General features: G+C 71.9%; 16 protein-coding genes and 2 pseudogenes. 16 read left to right on the top strand and 2 right to left on the bottom strand.

The genetic code is table 11. The features are described 5' to 3' along the window. Window positions 1–22 precede the first annotated feature (22 nt). The gene (locus ACZ4NT_RS24755; RefSeq protein ID WP_467727630.1) at window positions 23–322 is read left to right on the top strand and encodes an RNase A-like domain-containing protein; all 300 of its coding nucleotides are present in this window, start codon (window positions 23–25) and stop codon (window positions 320–322) included. Window positions 323–338: 16 nt separating this feature from the next. Continuing rightward, window positions 339–989, top strand: a complete 651-nt coding sequence (locus tag ACZ4NT_RS24750; RefSeq protein ID WP_467727628.1) for a contact-dependent growth inhibition system immunity protein — start codon at window positions 339–341, stop codon at window positions 987–989. Window positions 990–1,056: 67 nt separating this feature from the next. Here the strand turns inward: ACZ4NT_RS24750 and ACZ4NT_RS24745 are convergent, their stop codons facing one another. After that, entirely contained in the window at window positions 1,057–2,757 is a 1,701-nt protein-coding gene (locus ACZ4NT_RS24745; protein WP_467727626.1) for a chitinase, read from the bottom strand. A gap of 382 nt (window positions 2,758–3,139) precedes the next feature. On the opposite strand from ACZ4NT_RS24745, the gene ACZ4NT_RS24740 reads away from it, so the two are divergent. The 13 genes and pseudogenes from ACZ4NT_RS24740 to ACZ4NT_RS24680 all read left to right on the top strand — a co-directional run bounded on the left by ACZ4NT_RS24740 (window position 3,140) and on the right by ACZ4NT_RS24680 (window position 14,368). Then, window positions 3,140–4,015, top strand: a complete 876-nt coding sequence (locus ACZ4NT_RS24740) for a hypothetical protein (RefSeq protein WP_467727624.1) — start codon at window positions 3,140–3,142, stop codon at window positions 4,013–4,015. 91 nt (window positions 4,016–4,106) lie between these two features. After that, a complete protein-coding gene (gene cpaB / locus ACZ4NT_RS24735) occupies window positions 4,107–4,820 on the top strand; it encodes a Flp pilus assembly protein CpaB (RefSeq protein WP_121405729.1) in 714 nt (237 codons plus the stop codon). A 54-nt stretch (window positions 4,821–4,874) separates the two neighbouring features. Next, window positions 4,875–6,488 carry an AAA family ATPase gene (locus ACZ4NT_RS24730; protein WP_121405730.1) on the top strand — a complete coding sequence of 538 codons (1,614 nt, stop codon included), beginning with the start codon at window positions 4,875–4,877 and terminating at the stop codon, window positions 6,486–6,488. 395 nt (window positions 6,489–6,883) lie between these two features. Next, a complete protein-coding gene (locus ACZ4NT_RS24725) occupies window positions 6,884–7,207 on the top strand; it encodes a TadE/TadG family type IV pilus assembly protein (RefSeq protein ID WP_121406409.1) in 324 nt (107 codons plus the stop codon). Between the two features lie 18 nt (window positions 7,208–7,225). Next, a complete protein-coding gene (locus ACZ4NT_RS24720; RefSeq protein ID WP_121405731.1) occupies window positions 7,226–8,569 on the top strand; it encodes a CpaF family protein in 1,344 nt (447 codons plus the stop codon). A gap of 28 nt (window positions 8,570–8,597) precedes the next feature. Further along, complete coding sequence (locus ACZ4NT_RS24715) at window positions 8,598–9,539, top strand: type II secretion system F family protein (protein ID WP_121405732.1); 942 nt, start codon at window positions 8,598–8,600, stop codon at window positions 9,537–9,539. A gap of 13 nt (window positions 9,540–9,552) precedes the next feature. Continuing rightward, window positions 9,553–10,443, top strand: coding sequence for a type II secretion system F family protein (locus ACZ4NT_RS24710; RefSeq protein WP_183116991.1), 891 nt, complete (start codon window positions 9,553–9,555; stop codon window positions 10,441–10,443). Beyond that, window positions 10,443–11,339, top strand: a pseudogene (locus ACZ4NT_RS24705) (histidine kinase); the annotation flags it as partial. The gene ACZ4NT_RS24710 and the pseudogene ACZ4NT_RS24705, both read left to right, overlap by 1 nt. Window positions 11,340–11,766: 427 nt before the next feature. Next, window positions 11,767–12,207 (top strand): annotated as a pseudogene (locus tag ACZ4NT_RS24700) (LuxR C-terminal-related transcriptional regulator); the annotation flags it as partial. Window positions 12,208–12,306: 99 nt separating this feature from the next. Further along, window positions 12,307–12,507, top strand: a complete 201-nt coding sequence (locus ACZ4NT_RS24695) for a hypothetical protein (protein WP_467727712.1) — start codon at window positions 12,307–12,309, stop codon at window positions 12,505–12,507. Continuing rightward, entirely contained in the window at window positions 12,504–13,112 is a 609-nt protein-coding gene (locus ACZ4NT_RS24690; RefSeq protein WP_467727704.1) for a pilus assembly protein TadG-related protein, read from the top strand. The genes ACZ4NT_RS24695 and ACZ4NT_RS24690 overlap by 4 nt, the downstream gene beginning before the upstream one ends. A gap of 15 nt (window positions 13,113–13,127) precedes the next feature. Then, window positions 13,128–13,721 (top strand): hypothetical protein, encoded by a 594-nt coding sequence (locus tag ACZ4NT_RS24685; RefSeq protein ID WP_467727621.1) that lies wholly within the window; start codon window positions 13,128–13,130, stop codon window positions 13,719–13,721. Window positions 13,722–13,723: 2 nt separating this feature from the next. Next, the gene (locus ACZ4NT_RS24680) at window positions 13,724–14,368 is read left to right on the top strand and encodes an OmpA family protein (RefSeq protein WP_467727619.1); all 645 of its coding nucleotides are present in this window, start codon (window positions 13,724–13,726) and stop codon (window positions 14,366–14,368) included. A 16-nt stretch (window positions 14,369–14,384) separates the two neighbouring features. Here ACZ4NT_RS24680 and ACZ4NT_RS24675 read toward each other — a convergent pair whose 3' ends face one another. Continuing rightward, a complete protein-coding gene (locus ACZ4NT_RS24675; protein WP_121405738.1) occupies window positions 14,385–14,897 on the bottom strand; it encodes a DinB family protein in 513 nt (170 codons plus the stop codon). A gap of 97 nt (window positions 14,898–14,994) precedes the next feature. Here ACZ4NT_RS24675 and ACZ4NT_RS24670 point away from each other — a divergent pair, with 97 nt between their 5' ends. Next, window positions 14,995–15,765 (top strand): class I SAM-dependent methyltransferase, encoded by a 771-nt coding sequence (locus ACZ4NT_RS24670; RefSeq protein ID WP_121405739.1) that lies wholly within the window; start codon window positions 14,995–14,997, stop codon window positions 15,763–15,765. Window positions 15,766–15,894: the final 129 nt, after the last annotated feature.

The following is a 15,894-nucleotide window of genomic DNA, read 5'->3' as shown; positions in this document are numbered from 1 at the left end:
CCCCGTTGCCCCCAGGAGAAACATGCGCACCCGCACCGCCACCTACCCCGACCGTGAGACCGCCCAGTGGGCGACCCAGCAGGTGGTCACGCGGAACGAGCAGGTCATCCACCGCTGGCTGGCCCAGTCCACCCGGCAGCGGCTGACGATCGAGGCGGCCTGGCCGTCCCGGGAGGAGCCCGTCGGACGGGTGCTGTTGCAGGCGATGATGCTGGCCGGCCGTGGCGCCGTCGACGTGCGGGCCGCCCGGGTCGTGCTGCGCCGTGAGCCCTCCGCCGCGCACGGGTTCGCCGTGCACGCCAGTTACCCGATCTACCTGTGAAGGCGGTGGACCGACCGTGGCGCTGACCCCCCTGGAACACGACCGCAAGTACGGCGAGCTGGACAACGTCCTGCGCGCCTACCTCGGCCAGCACGCCGACGACACGGAAGAGAAGCCGAGTGCCGCGCTCACGGCGTATCTCCGGCACACCTGGCACACCCGCCCCTGGGCGCTCGCCATCGCCGAGAGCCAACTGCGGGATTACGCGCGTACCCCGCCCGGGCGGCTCAGGGTCCGGCTGGGGGAGTTCTACGCGCTGCCGGACGTCGGCGTGGGCGACGCGGAGATCCTGGACTGGCTGATGGTGCTGGCCGACCACGTCCGGCGCAGCGTCGAGGAGGGCCGGGTACCGCCGCCTGCCGGCCCCGCCACGCACTGGGAGTGGCACGCCCGGTTCCCGGAACTCGGACAGTTCCTCGGCGGATGGTTCTCGCAGGACCTGCCCGACGAGTTCGACGGGCACGAAGCCGCGGTGGACGACTACCTCGCCACGACCGACGCCTCGCTCGTGGCCCGGCTGGTCGGGGAGATCCGGGAGCTGCTGGCCCTCGGGCTCGACGAGAGCGAGTACGCCGTGGGCGTCGCCGAGCTGGGGATGGAGGTCGACGTTCCCGCTCCGTACGCGGCGAGCGGATGGCTGGCCCTGGTGGCCGCGCGGCTCCGCTGAGGGGACGCCGACGAACGGACGCCCTCCCCCGGAGAAGTCCGGAGGAGGGCGTCCGTGAGGGCCGGGGTCAGAGCCCGTGCACGTGCGGCCCCACCGCGTTGGACCAGGCGTTGCCCGCCGACGCGTCCCAGTTCGTGGACCAGGTCATCGCGCCGCGCAGGGCCGGGTAGGTCCTGGACGGCTTGAACGTGCCGCAGTTCGTGCCCTTGGTCAGGCAGTCGAGGGCGTTGTTCACGATGGTGGGGGAGACGTAGCCGCTGCCCGCGCCGCTGGTGGAGGCGGGGACACCGAGGCCCACCTGGGACGGGGCGAGACCGCCCTCCAGCTGGATGCAGGCGAGGGCGGTGAGGAAGTCCACCGTGCCCTGGCTGTAGACCTTGCCGTCGCAGCCCAGCATCGAACCGCTGTTGTAGTACTGCATGTTGACGACCGTGAGGATGTCCTTGATGTTCAGGGCCGTCTGGAAGTAGGTGTTCGACGTCGACTGCATGTCGATGGTCTGCGGGGCCATCGTGATGACGAGGGACGAGCCCGCCTTCGCCGACAGGGACCGCAGCGCCTGCGTCATGTACGTGGCGTTGAGGCCGTTCTCCAGGTCGATGTCGACGCCGTCGAAGCCGTACGTCTGCATCAGGGAGTAGACGGAGTTGGCGAAGTTCGTCGCGGACGAGGCGTCGTTGACGGAGATCGTGCCCTTTTCGCCGCCGATGGAGATGATGACCTTCTTGCCCGCGGCCTGCTTGGCCTTGATGTCGGCCTTGAACTGGTCGACGGTGTAGCCGCCGAGCCCGGCCGAGTCCAGGTTGAAGGTGACCGCGCCCGGCGTGCTGGTGGCGTCCGCGAAGGAGACGGCGATGATGTCGTACTGCGACTGGACCTCGGACAGCTTCTGGACCTTGGCGCCGTTGTTGAAGTTCTGCCAGTAGCCGGTCACGGCGTGCGCGGGAACCGTCCCGCCGCCCCCGCCGCCCCCGCCGCCCGAGGCGGTCGTCGTGCCGGTGACCGCCGCCGACTTCACGGACTCACCGGCCGCGTTCGTGGCGGTGACCTGGAAGGAGTACGAGGTGGAGGCGGCCAGGCCCGAGACGGTCGCCGAGGTGCCGGCCACCGCCGTGACCTTCGTGCCGTCCCGGTAGACGTTGTAGCCCGTGGCGCCCGAGACCGTGTTCCAGGACAGCGACGCGGACGAGGACGTGGTGGAGGCGACTCTCAGGCCGGCCGGGGCCGAGGGGACGGTGGGCGCCGGGTCCGTGCCGCCCCCGCCGTCCGGACCGAACACGGAGAGGTCGTCGGCGTAGTAGGCGGCCTGTCCGTACCAGCCGTGCGTGTACACCGTCACCGAGGTCGTCGAGGCACCCGTGGTGAAGCTGGTCGTCAGCTGCTTCCAGGAGGAGGAGTCGGGCGTCCACGTGGAGACGTCCGTGGTCCCCGTGCCGCTCGCGCCGAGGTAGGCGTACCCGCCCTGCACCCAGGCGCTCAGCGTGTACGTGGAGTTGGGCTTGACCGCCACGGTCTGGGTGCACTTGGCGTTGTCCTGCCCGGCGGGCGTCGCCTTCAGCGCGGCCGAGCCGCCGTGCACCGGCGAGGACACGGTGGCGCCGCTGCCCGCGGAACACGTCCAGTTGCCGAGCCCGGACTCGTAGCCGCCGTTCCGGGCGTTGTTGACGTCCGCGGCCTGGGCCTCGGTGGCCAGGCCGGTGACAGTGAGGGCCGACGCCCCGAGGGCGGCGGCGAGGAATCCCGCCCATGTCCGTCTGCGTCTGGGCATGCCTGGTACGCGGTCCACTGGTGCCTCCGGTGAGGGGGAGAGGGCGGGGAGGTTGCGGAACGGTGGCCACCGCTGGAGGTACAAGGTGGTCCAGACCAATAAGGTTGTCAAGACCTCTGGCAGGGCCCGCTCCCCGCCAACATCCCGTCGGCAAGGGCGAGTTGCGACACCCGTGTCTCACTCTCCGTCGATCAAGCTCCCACCTTGCGTGAGTTGATCTGGCGAAGTCGGTGTTGAGCGCGGCATGCCGTGGATATGGTGCAGATGCAGGAGGACGTCACAGTGACGATCTGTGGCCATCTGTGACGGTCCATGGCGAAACAGGGGCGATCCGAAGGCGGCGGTTGACCAGTCCGCCTCGGTGAACGGGGTGGTGTCCAGCGTGCCGACCGCGATAGCCGTCACCAGTCCCGACCTGGTGCTCCCGCCGTACGACCGGCAGACCCCGCCCGCAGTGGTCCAGCCGCTGGGAACCCTCGAGAGCTCCCTCACCGGCATGCACACCCTCATCGAGCAGCACGGATACGTGATCTCGCTCTACCCCGCCGCGGCCCCCGACGCGCTCACCCGGCGGCTGCACACCGTCCGCTCGGTACTGGAGAGCGACCGCATCGCGCTGCTCGCCATCGACCTGCCGCCCCTCGGACTCGCCCTGCTGGCGCAGCAGTTGCGCCAGCTGTCCGCCTGCGACATCAGCCCCGGCGTGCTCGCCTCCGCCGCCCGGCTGCTCGCCCACTACATCTACGCGGGCGCCCACCTCGGCTCCGTCGCCAAGCTCGACCGCGTCCCCGTGTCCCTGAAGTCGCACGCCAAGTCCTGGGTGCCCGGCGCCCAGTTCGCCGTACTGGCCAACCCGCGTCCGCAGCTCGTCCGGGTCGGCCAGGAGGAGCTCGCGGGACCCGAGTTCGGCACCCGGCTGCTCGTCGCGGCCGACCAGCCGCCCTCCGACTGGGTCACCGCGACGCTCGCGCCCGCCTGGCAGGTGCAGGGCGTCGCGACCGTCCCGCTGCCCGGGCAGTCCGCACGCTGGTGGGGGACGGGGCGACTCGCCGAATTCGCCGCCGGTCTGTACGACGTGTCCGTGCTCTACCAGCTCGTCTCCTCCGTCCGGCGCGAGACGTGCCACTGGTGCGGGCTCGAACTCATCGGCGACCGCTGCGGGTTCTGCGCCGCACCGCTGCCCCCGCCGCCGGAGCTTCCCACCGCCGGCGTACGGGCAGCCTCTTCCGTACGCGCCCTGCCCCGGGGCGTCACCTAGGCGGCACCGGCACCACCGCACAGCCCGGAGAACCAGGCACGACCGCTCGACCCCGCCGTCCCCGCCCTCCCCGATCGAGGTTGTCCGCGTCATGAATTCACGCCAGCGCCGCGGCGTCATCCTGCTGGTCCTCTCGGCCCTGTGCGCCCTGGGCGCGTTCGCCGGAGTCCTCTCGGTGATCCGCGACGTGAACTCGAAGGTCGGCCCCGAGGTGGCGGCGTACCGCCTCAAGAACGACATCGCCCCCTACCGGGAGCTGTCCGCCGACCAGTTCGAGAAGGTCTCCATGCCCGAGCGCTGGCTGTCGTCCACGGCCGTTACCGACCTCTCCCGGATCCGCGGGAAGATCGCCGTCACCCGGCTGGAGAAGGGATCGCTGCTCCAGGACGACATGATCGTGGACCGGCCCTCCCTGGCGGCCGGCCAGCAGGAGATCGCGATCATGATCGATGCGGCGACCGGAGTGGCCGGAAAGATCAACCCGGGCGCGCGGGTCAACATCTACGCCACCTTCGAGGCGGAGAACGACAAGGGCAAGGACCAGTCCAAGGTCATCGTCGCCGACGCGCGCGTCATCGACGTCGGCAAGCTCACCGCGCTGGACCCGGGGCAGTCCAGCGACGACCGGCGCCGGACCGCGCGCGACGCCGTCCCCATCACCTTCGCGCTCGACACCGCCGACGCCCAACGCGTCGCGTACGCCGAGTCGTTCGCCACCCACGTCCGCCTCGCCCTGGTCGCGGGCGGCTCCGACACCACCGTCACCCCCGGCGACCGCACGTACACCCTCGACGAGGACAAGTAGGAGGCCGCGCATGTCGACCGCTCCCACCGGGGCCCGTCGTAAAAGGTGCCGCCGATGACCGTCCGCATCCTGCCCGCCGTCGGCGACATCGACTCGGCCCGCGCCCTCACCACGCTGCTGAGCCAGCTCGCCGACACCGAACCCGCCCCGCCCGTACCCGACTCGACGGCCCTCCTCGACACCCTCGCGCGCCTCGCGGCCGAGTCCCTGGACGAGCTGCCCGAGGTCGTCCTGGTGCACGAGCGGATCGGCCCGGTCCCCGCCCTCGACCTGATCCGCGACCTGGTCATGCGGTTCCCGGCCGTCGGCGTCGTCCTCATCACCGCCGACACCGGCAACGGCGTCCTCACCGCGGCCATGGACTCCGGCGCCCGCGGCATCATCGGCCTGCCCCTCGGCTACGACGCCCTCTCCGAGCGCGTCCAGGCCGCCGCCGCATGGTCCCTCGGCATGCGCCGCCACCTCGGCAGCACCCCCGAGCTGTACACCGGCCCCGGCGGCACCGTCGTCACGGTCACCGGCGCCAAGGGCGGCGTCGGCGCCACCGTCACCGCCGTCCAGCTCGCCCTCGCCGCCCAGGCCTCCGGGCGTACGGTCGCCCTGCTCGACCTGGACCTCCAGTCGGGGGACGTCGCCTCCTACCTGGACGTCCAGTTCCGCAGGTCGGTCGCCGACCTCGCCGGGATCAGCGACATCAACCCGCGCGTGCTGCAGGACGCCGTCTACCTCCACGACAGCGGGGTCGGCCTGCTGCTCGCCCCGGCCGAGGGCGAGCGCGGCGAGGAGATCACCGACCGGGTCGCCCGCCAGGTCCTGGCCGCCCTGCGCTCCCGGCACGACGTGGTCGTCGTGGACTGCGGCTCCCAGATGACCTCGGCGACGGCGGCGGCCGTGGAGATGGCCGACCAGGCGCTGCTCCTCGTCACCCCCGACGTCGTCGCCGTACGGGCAGCCAAACGCATGGTCCGCATGTGGGACCGGCTCCAGATCCGCAAGGCGGAGGAGACGACGACGGTCGTCAACCGGCACTCGCGCGGTACGGAGATCCAGCCGTCCCTCGTCGAACGCGTCACCGGCACCAAGGTCGCCCGCTCCACGGTCCCCGCCGCCTTCAAGGAGCTCCAGGCCGTGGTCGACGCGGGCCGCCTCCAGGACCTGGACGCCCGCTCGACGGTCAAGCAGGCGCTGTGGGCCCTGACCGGCGAGCTGGGTCTGGCGGTCCCCGCCCCCGAGGGCGGCGGAGGCCGGCGCCGCAAGCCCGCACCGGAACGCGGGGCACTCGCTCTGCGGCGCAAGGGCGGCGACCGGGGAGCGGTGACCCTCGAGTTCGCCGGGATGTTCCCCCTGCTGCTCGTCGTGATGACGATCCTCTGGCAGTGCGTGCTGTACGGCTACACCTGGTCCCTGGCCGGCAACGCGGCCGACGAGGCGGCCCGGGCGGCCACGGCGGCGTACGCCGCGACGGGTGACGCCGCGGGCGCCTGCCAGTCGGCGGGACAGGAGCACCTGCCCGGCGCCTGGCAGGGAGCGGACATCGACTGCACCCGTGAGGGCGACGTGTGGAAGGCCCGCGTCACCGCCCAAGTGCCGCTGTTCTTCCCGGGCTTCGACGCCGGCTGGGAGGTCGCGGGCGAGGCGGGCGCGGCGGTGGAAGGAGACGCGGAATGAGCCTCTCCGTACGCCTGCTGCCGCCGCGGGCACGCCGTGGGGTGGGCCTCGGCGGACGCCCGCTCGGTTCTGCGGGGCGCCCTGGGGTGGGCCTCGGCGGACGCCCGCTGCCGCCGCGGGAACCCCGAGGGGTGGGCCCCTCCGTACGCCTGCTGCCGCCACGCCCCCGCCGTGGGGTCGGCCTCGCCGGACGACTGCTCCCGTCACCGGGGCGCCGTGGGGTGAGCCCTTCGGCGCCCCCGCTCGGGCCGCCGGTACACGCAGGGCTGCGCCGTCGGTGGCACCGTCCCCGTCCCGAAGGACGCCCGGCGGCCTGGGGGACCGGGCCGCACGACCGCGTGGTGGCCGGGCCCCGGCCGAAGCGGTCGCGCCGCTGGGGCGACCGGGGGGTCTCCATGCTGGAGTTCGCCGGGTTCCTGCCGATCCTGCTGGTCATCGGGATGGCCGCCATCCAGCTCGGCCTGGTCGGATACGGCATCAACCAGGCCGGGACCGGGGCACGGGCCGCGGCCCGGGTCGCCGCCCTGAAGGACCCGGCGGCGGGCACCGCGGCAGGCCAGGCGGCAATGGACGGGCGGTTCCAGGCCGACGTCTCGGTCGGCGGCGGGGGAGAGACGGTGGTCGCCACCGTCCAGGTCGACATCCCCTCCGTCATCCCCTTCATGGACGGCTTCACCGCCGAACGCAGCGCCACCATGCCCAACGACCAGGACGACTGACCGGGAGGAGCTGACGACATGAGCCTGCGTTCCCGTATCACCGCAGCCCCCGAGGCCGGGGGCCCCGCCCGCGAGGACGGACACCTCGTCGCCGTCTACCGCGCCAAGCTCCTGGAGGAGATCGACCTCGCGGAGATGTCCAGCCTGGCGGCGGCCGAACGGCGCGCCCGGCTGGAGCGGGTCCTCGGCCACATCATCAGCCGCGAGGGCCCGGTCCTGTCCTCCGCCGAGCGCTCCCAGCTGATCCGGCGGGTCGTCGACGAAGCCCTCGGCCTCGGCGTGCTCGAACCCCTCCTCGCCGACGCGTCCATCACCGAGATCATGGTCAACGGTCCGGACTCGATCTTCGTCGAGCGGGCCGGCCGCGTCGAACAGCTCCCGCTGCGCTTCGCCTCCAACGAGCAGCTCATGCAGACCATCGAGCGCATCGTCTCCACCGTGAACCGCCGGGTCGACGAGTCCAACCCGATGGTCGACGCCCGTCTCCCCACCGGCGAGCGCGTCAACGTCATCATCCCGCCACTCGCCCTCACCGGCCCGACCCTGACGATCCGCCGCTTCCCCCGCGCCTACACGCTTCCGGAGCTCATCGGGCTCGGCTCCCTCGACGAGCAGATGCTGATGCTGCTCGCCGCCTTCGTCCGGGCCCGCTTCAACGTGATCGTGAGCGGCGGCACGGGTACCGGAAAGACGACCCTGCTCAACGCGCTCTCCGGACTCATCCCGGCCCACGAGCGCATCATCACCATCGAGGACTCCGCCGAACTCCAGCTCCAGCAGGAGCATGTCATCCGCCTGGAGTCCCGGCCCCCGAACGTCGAGGGCAAGGGCCACATCACCATCCGCGACCTGGTCCGCAACTCCCTGCGCATGCGCCCCGACCGCATCATCGTCGGCGAGGTCCGCGGCGGTGAGACCCTCGACATGCTCCAGGCGATGTCGACGGGCCACGACGGCTCCCTGGCGACCGTGCACGCGAACTCGGCCGAGGACGCGCTGATGCGGCTGCAGACCCTCGGATCGATGTCCGAGGTGCAGATCCCCTTCGAGGCGCTCAAGGACCAGATCAACTCCGCGGTCGAGGTCGTCGTGCAGCTCGCCCGGCACGTCGACGGCTCCCGCAAGATCGCCGAGATCGCGCTGCTCGTCTCGCACGGCCGCGAACAGTTCCGCATCTCCACCGTCTCCCGCTACGTCCCCGGCCCCACCGGCCCCGACCGCGTCGTCCACGGCCGCTTCGAACACCTCCCGCTGCCCCGCAGGATCGCCGAGAAGCTGTACGTGGCGGGCGAGCCGCTGCCCCCCGCCTTCGGCGTCGCCGAGGCCCTCGACGTCCGCAACACGAGGCAGGCCATCGGATGACGGCCCCCACCCCGCACGGGAGGCAGGGATGAACAACCCGGCCCTGCTCGCCCTCGGCGCCACCGTCCTGTGCGGCACCCTCGCCGTCGGGGGCGTCCACGCGTACGCCACCGGCCGCGCCCAGCGCCAGGCCCTCGAGGACCGTCTCTCCGGCGCCGGGCCCGTCCGCGCGGGGACCGGCCGCGTACGCCGTTTCGCCGGCGTCGACCGGCGGCTGCGCCGCACCCGACTCGGCCGCACCATCCAGCTGCGGCTGTCGGCCACCGGACTCGACCTGACCGCGGGCGAGTTCTTCACCTACGTCACCGCGGTCGTCGTGGCGCTGTGGCTGATCGCCGCCGCCACCCTCGCGCCCTTCTTCGGCCCGATCGCCGGACTCGTCGGCGTCTGGAGCGCGGCGATCTTCCTCAACTGGCAGCGGCAGAAACGCATCGAGGCCTTCATCAATCAACTCCCGGACGTGGCACGGCTGCTGGCCAACGCGACGGCCGCCGGTCTCGCCCTGCGCACCGCGCTGGCGATGGCCGCCGAGGAACTGGAGGCCCCCGCGGGCGAGGAACTGGCCCGGGTGGCCGACCACCTGTCCCTGGGCCGGTCCATCGACGACGCGCTCGGCGAACTCGCCGAGCGCCTCCCCTCCCGGGAGCTGGTCGTCCTCGTCACCACCCTCGTCCTCGCCAACAAGGCGGGCGGCTCGGTGGTCAGTTCGCTGCGGAACCTCACCCAGACCCTGGAGGACCGCAAGGAGACCCGTCGCGAGGTCCGCACCATGCTGTCCGAGGTCAACGCCACGGCCTTCACCGTGCCGCTCCTCGGCCTGGGCTCGCTGCTGCTGATCAACTCCTCGAACGAGGGCGCCCTGGCCCGGGTCACCGGCTCACCGCTGGGCCAGGCCCTCGTCCTGATCGCGCTCGGCCTGTACACCGTCGGTTTCTTCGTCATCCGCCGCCTCGGCAGGATCGAAGTGTGAGGAGGGGATTTCTGTGCTCGCCCTGCTGCTCGCCGTCCTGACGGGCGCGGCCGTCGCCGGCGTCCTCCTCGGCATCCGCATGATCCGCGCCGAGGCCAAGCTCCCCGGCGACCTGGCGCTCGCCCTGGAGGTCGGTGCGACCCGGGTCTCCAAGGCGGACTCGGCCGTCGACCGCCTCGGCATGCGCTTCGCGCCCGCCGTCCTGCGGATGATGGGCCCCCGCCGCGTCGACGCCAAACGCCGCCGTATCGACATGGCGGGCAACCCCGGCGGGCTCACCCTCAGCCGCTACGCGGCCCGCCGCGCGGTCTACGGGATCTTCGGCGTCGTCCTCGGCCTGGTGTTCCTCTCCAACGGCCAGGTCCTGTTCGCCCTCGCCACCCTGGCCTTCGGCCTGCTGGCCGCCGACGCCCTGATCTGGCAGGCCATCCGGGAACGCAAGGACGTCATCGACCGCACGCTGCCCGACTTCCTCGACGTGCTGGCGGTCGTCGTCTCCGCCGGCCTCGGCTTCCGGCAGGCCCTGGACCGGGTCGCGGAGAAGTACGAGGGTCCCTGGGCCGACGAACTGCGCATCACCCTGCGCCAGATGGACATGGGGGTCAGCCGGCGCCAGGCCTTCGACGAGCTGCGCCGCCGCAACTCCTCCGAGTCCGTGGCCCAGTTCGTCTCCGCACTCCAGCAGGGCGAGGAACTCGGCTCGCCCATCGTGGAGACCCTCATCCAGCTCGCCACCGACATGCGCAGGACCGACGCGCAGAACGCCCGCCGCCGTGCCGCGAAGACCATCCCCAAGGCGACGATGGTGACGCTCGTCTTCATGCTCCCCGCCACGATGATCCTGATCGCGACCGGGATGTTCCTGGGCTCCGGCACGAACTTCGGCTCGATCCTGGGGCGCTGATGAGAAGCCTCCGTCCCGGCCGGCAGCCTCCGGACCGCAGCGAGCGGCGCGGATGGACCCCGCGCCGCCCCGGGCGCACCTCCGCACGCCCGCTCACCGGCGGCCACCGGGCCGCCGAGCCGGACGCCGCCCGGCCCCGGAGCACCGGCGAGGGCTACCTCGCCGACGACGCTCCGGCCCCGGGCAGTGTCCGCCTCCAGCTCAACGCCCTGCAGGCGCTGTGCCGGCAGGCGTTCGCCGTGCGCCTCGCCGCCATCGCGATCGGTGCGCCCTTCGCCATGGCCAACGCGACGGACGGCCCGGCCCGGCACACGGTGCTCGCCGCCGCCGTCCTGGGCGTCATGGGCTCGTACGCCATGCTCCGGGACTGGGACCGCTTCGCCCCCCGCCTGCTCGCCCACCCGAGCCTGCTGGCGATCGACCTGACCTTCGGGGCGGTCCTGCTGCTCACCGCCTCCCCTGCCTCACCCCTCGCCTACGCCACGGTCTGCACGCCGCTCCTCGCGGGCCTGCTGTACGGCTGGCGCGGCTCCGGCGTCTTCACCGGCCTCCAACTGGTCGTTCTGCTCACCGTGTTCCGGAGCTGGGAGCACCGGCCCGGCGCAGGCGCCAGCACTCTGCTGATCGCCGGCTTCTGCGTCGGCGCCGGCATCATCGGCGTCACCCTGCGCAACCTGATGTTCCGCTTCGGCGCGGCGAGCCAGGCCCTCTCGGAGGCGACCTCACGGCTCGCGGTGGCGGAGGCCGTGGAAGGCGAACGGGCCCGCCTCGCCCGCGAGATGCACGACTCGGTGGCCAAGACGCTGCACGGCCTGGCGCTCGCGGCGGAGGCGCTGGCCGGCTCGGCCGACTCCGCGGACCCCGGCACGCTGAAGCGTCAGGCGTCGGTGGTGGCGGGCGCCGCCCGCCGGGCCGCGACGGAGTCCCGCGAACTGCTGTCGGACCTGCGCCGCCATACGGACCTCAGCACCGCACGACGGGACCTGCCCGGCGAACTCGCGCGCCGACTGGGGGACTTCACGGCCCGTACGGCCGTCCCGGCGGACCTGCGCTGCACCGGCGCGGTCCCCGCGCTTCCGCCCGCGACGGCGCAGCACCTCCTGGCGATCGTCTCGGAGGCGCTGGAGAACGCCCACCGCCACGCACGGGCCACCGCAGTGGTCCTCGACCTCGACGCCGACCTCTCCTCGGGGACCCTCCGGCTGGCCGTCCGGGACGACGGTGTGGGGCTGCCGCCCACCGCGGTGCTCGACGAACTGACGGAATCCGGCCACTTGCCCCCCGGCCCCTCGCCGAAGCGCCCGCGGCACGCCCGGGCGCCCGGAGGCGCTGCGCAGGGGAGCGGCCGGCTACCTCGTCCACGGCGAGTTCACGGCGGACGAACTGATCACCGCCGTACGGGACATGAGGCACGGACGGCGCACGGTCACGGATTCGCTCGGTGTTTCCTACGAACCGAGCGAAATGTCTTCGCAAGTGCAACCAGCTGTGGCACATTCGTCGGAGGCCCGGGGCGCGTCCGTCACCGGGTTGCCCCGCGGCGGGACCAACCGGCTCGACCACGGCCTGAGTTCACGGGAGGTGGAGGTCATGGATCTCATCGCGTCCGGCATGAACAACCGGCAGATCGCCGCCGCCTGCTTCATCAGCGAGAAGACCGTGAAGAACCACATCAACCGCATCTTCGCAAAGCTGCACAGTTCGTCGCGCAGCGAGGCGATCGCCCACTGGCTGGGCACCGCGCACGGGGGGTGGAACCGGTGACCCCCCACGCAAGTTGGGCCCCTGGACCCACCCGGAGTAGGCGGGTTCTCACGTACGGTGCTCGGGTCGGAAGTGGCGTCGTGTGGGAGGGCAGTGACGATGAGCAGGTTCGACAGCTGGACGCGGACCGTGATCTCCCGAATGCGGGGCAAGGACCGCGACGCGGGTGCGGGGTTCGTGGAGTACGCGGGGTTGATGATCATCATCGCGGGGATCTTCACGCTGATCGACGGGTTGGGGCTGGACGGGTTGATCTCGGACGCGATCCTCAACGCGGTGACCGACGTCATCGGCGGCTGACGACCCCGTCCCCCCTGGGCGATCGTGGGCAGACGCTGCCGATCTACATTTGGCTGACGGCCATTCTGCTGTTCGCCGCATTCGCCCTCTTCGCGTTCGCCCAGGCGGCGTCCGCCCGCAATGGAGCTCAATCCGCGGCGGACGCTGCGGCGTTGGCGGCGGCCCAGGACGCCAGGGACGAACTCGTCGACGGCCTGCTGGTCGCCATCGGGCAGGGAGACGGATGGCTTGACTGGCTGGGCGACGAACTCGTCGAAGGCGACGGAGCCACGGCCGCGGCGCAACAGCTGGCGGCCGAGAACGACGCGTCTCTGGTGGGCGGCGCCGATCTCGTCGAGGTGAACGGCGCTCCGGGATTCGCGGTCGAGATCGAGACCAACTACACGGTGGGCGACTCGATCATCCCGGGGACCGAGGGCATGCAGGCGCACGCCCATGCCACCGCCGTCATCGAGCCGCGCTGCGACTTCGACCCCGACGCGGATCCGGAGAAGCCCGTCGAGCTGGACTGCGATGGCGAGAGCGTGAACATCGACCCCGAAGATTTCGATCCGGACGACCTTCCCGACGCGTCCGTGATGTTCTCTGTGCATCTGGCCGAGTGAGAGGAAGCCGTACCGATGAACTTCCGGCGCACCACGAAGGGCCGTACGGCACTGAAGGCGGTGACGGTCGCAACTGGCCTGCTTCTTACGGTGGCCGGGTGTGGCGGCGGGGGAGACGACTCGACCGACAAAGGGGCCTCGTCGTCGCCTCCCGCTGCGAGCAACAGCGACGACGGGGCGAAGGAATCGAAGACACCCGATGCGGATCCCGTACTTGCGGAGGTCAAGGGGGAGGGGGGTGTGACTCTCACGATCTCTTCCGCCAAGCGGGACGAAGGCGGCTTCGTCACGGTTGAAGGCACTGTCGTCAACGGCACCGGCAAAGCCTGGTCGGTGGGTGACTGGCGGGGAGACGAGCGGGAGCTGGCCAAGAACGGAGGGTCGATGGCCGGCGCCAACCTGGTCGACGAGAACGGCAAGAAGAAGTACCTGGTCCTTCGGGACACCGAAGGGCGCTGTCTGTGCACGAGGTTCAGCGGCGGGCTCGGACAGGGGGAGAGCACACAGTGGTTCGCCCAGTTCCCCGCCCCGCCGGCAGGAACCACGAAGGTCAGCTTCCAGGTCGGCTCCATGCCCCCGGCTTCCGTCGAACTCTCCGAGGGCGAGTGACCATGCCCCTCCCGAACCGCAGCACCGCGACAACGCTCACGGCCCTGGTCGTGCTGGTCACCCTCGGTCTCCCCGGCCCCGCGTACGCGGACGACGAGGATCCGAGCGCGCCGCCGGGCAGTGTGACGACGTCCCCGCCGCCCGAGGTGGACGGGAACAGCCCGGGGCTGAAGCTGGCCGACGGCGCCACCCTCGCCCCCGCCAAGGTCCTGGACATCAAGTCGGTCGTGGAGGACCTCGGCGGTGAGGAGCGCCGGGAGGACACGAACGAGAACGTGACCTTCGCGCTGCAGGCGGAGGTGCTGTTCCCCAAGGACAGCTCGAAGCTGAACCCCGAGGCACGCTCGCGCATCCAGGCGATCGCGGACGAGATCAAGGCGCAGAACGCCACGAACGTCCGGGTCTTCGGGTTCACCGACAACCTCGGCTCCTACGCACACGGCCTGACGCTCTCCAAGAAGCGCGCGGAGGTGGTCCACGACGAACTCGCCGGGGACCTGGGCGGCGACGTCACCTTCGAGGTGCGCGGCTACAGCGAGGACTACCCGATCGCCGACAACACCTCCGAACAGGGGCGGCGGAAGAACCGCCGGGTGGAGGTGTCGTTCCCCAGGAGCGGGTCCTCGGGCGAGGGCGAGCAGAGCTGACGGCGCCCGCCCCCGCTCAGGCGGGCCGGTGGTCCCCCGTCCCGCCGTCGATCAGCTCGCGCAGGATGTCCATGTGGCCCGCGTGCCGAGCGGTCTCCTCGACCATGTGGACCATGACCCAGCGCAGGGACACGGACGTGCCGCTCCACGAGGTGCCCACGTCGTCCAGCGACAGCTCCGCGACGGTGCGGTCGGCGGCGGCGCGGGCACGGCCGTAGAAGTCGGTGATCCGCTCCGTCGTCTCGCCGGGGCCGGCCGCCATGTCCTCCTCGGTGGACGGGTCGAACCACAGTGGCTCGACCTCCCGCCCGAAGGTCCGGCAGAACCAGCCGTACTCCACGGACGCGAGGTGCTTCACCAGGCCGAGCAGATTGGTGCCCGACGGCGTCATCACCCGCCGGACCTGTTCGTCGTCGAGCCCGGCGAGCTTCCAGAGCACCGCGTCGCGATGCCGGTCGAGGCTCGCCTGCAGGATTTCCTTGTCGCCACCGGTGTACGGCACCCGAACGGCACCCGAGTCGGTCGTCATACCCGGAACGTAGCAGCGGCCACCGACAGCGCCCGGCCCGCTCCGCCCCGCGGAAAACCGCTCGCACGAGCACCGGCGGCCGGGGAGGATCGGTGCCATGAGCGCGAACCGTTCCTTCGAAGCCCTGGTCGCCGAGGCCGCCGCCGCACCGGTCGAGGGCTGGGACTTCTCCTGGTTCGAGGGCCGGGCCACGGAGGAGCGCCCGCCGTGGGGGTACGCACGTGCCATGGGGGAGCGGCTCGGCCGGGCCGGTGCCGCGCTCGACCTGCAGACCGGCGGCGGCGAAGTCCTCGCTTCCGCGCCCGCGTTGCCGCCGCTCATGGCCGCGACGGAGGGCTGGCCGCCGAACGTCCGCAAGGCCACCGCGCTGCTGCACCCGCGCGGCGCCGTGGTCGTCGCCTCGCCGGAGGACGCGCCGCTGCCCTTCGCGGACGCCGCCTTCGACCTGGTCACGAGCCGCCACCCCGTCGCGACGCACTGGACGGAGATCGCCCGGGTCCTGCGCCCGGGCGGTACGTACTTCTCGCAGCAGGTGGGCCCCGCCAGCGCCTTCGAGATCGTCGAGTACTTCGTCGGACCGCAGGCGCGGGAGATCCGGAACGCCCGGCACCCCGACCGCGCCCGCGCCGCCGCACGAGCCGCCGGGCTCGACGTCGTCGACCTGCGCACGGCGCGGCTGCGCATGGAGTTCCTCGACATCGGGGCCGTCGTCCACTTCCTGCGCAAGGTGATCTGGATGGTCCCCGACTTCACGGTCGAGCGGTACCGGGACCGGCTGCGCACCCTGCACGACGAGATCGAGAAGAACGGCCCCTTCGTCGCGCACAGCACGCGCTTCCTCGTCGAGGCGCGCAAGCCGCTGGACTGACCGTGTCGGAGTCCGTGACCGGAGCGGCGACCGGGCCGGGCGACGGGACGGCCGTCCGCATCCCGGATGTCCGCACACGGTTTCCACATCGTTATCGAGAGCGGCTCGCCCCCGGTCATGCGTCTCACG

The organism is Streptomyces sp. NPDC026417, assembly GCF_055567695.1.
This window is presented reverse-complemented; position numbering and strand designations above follow the sequence as displayed.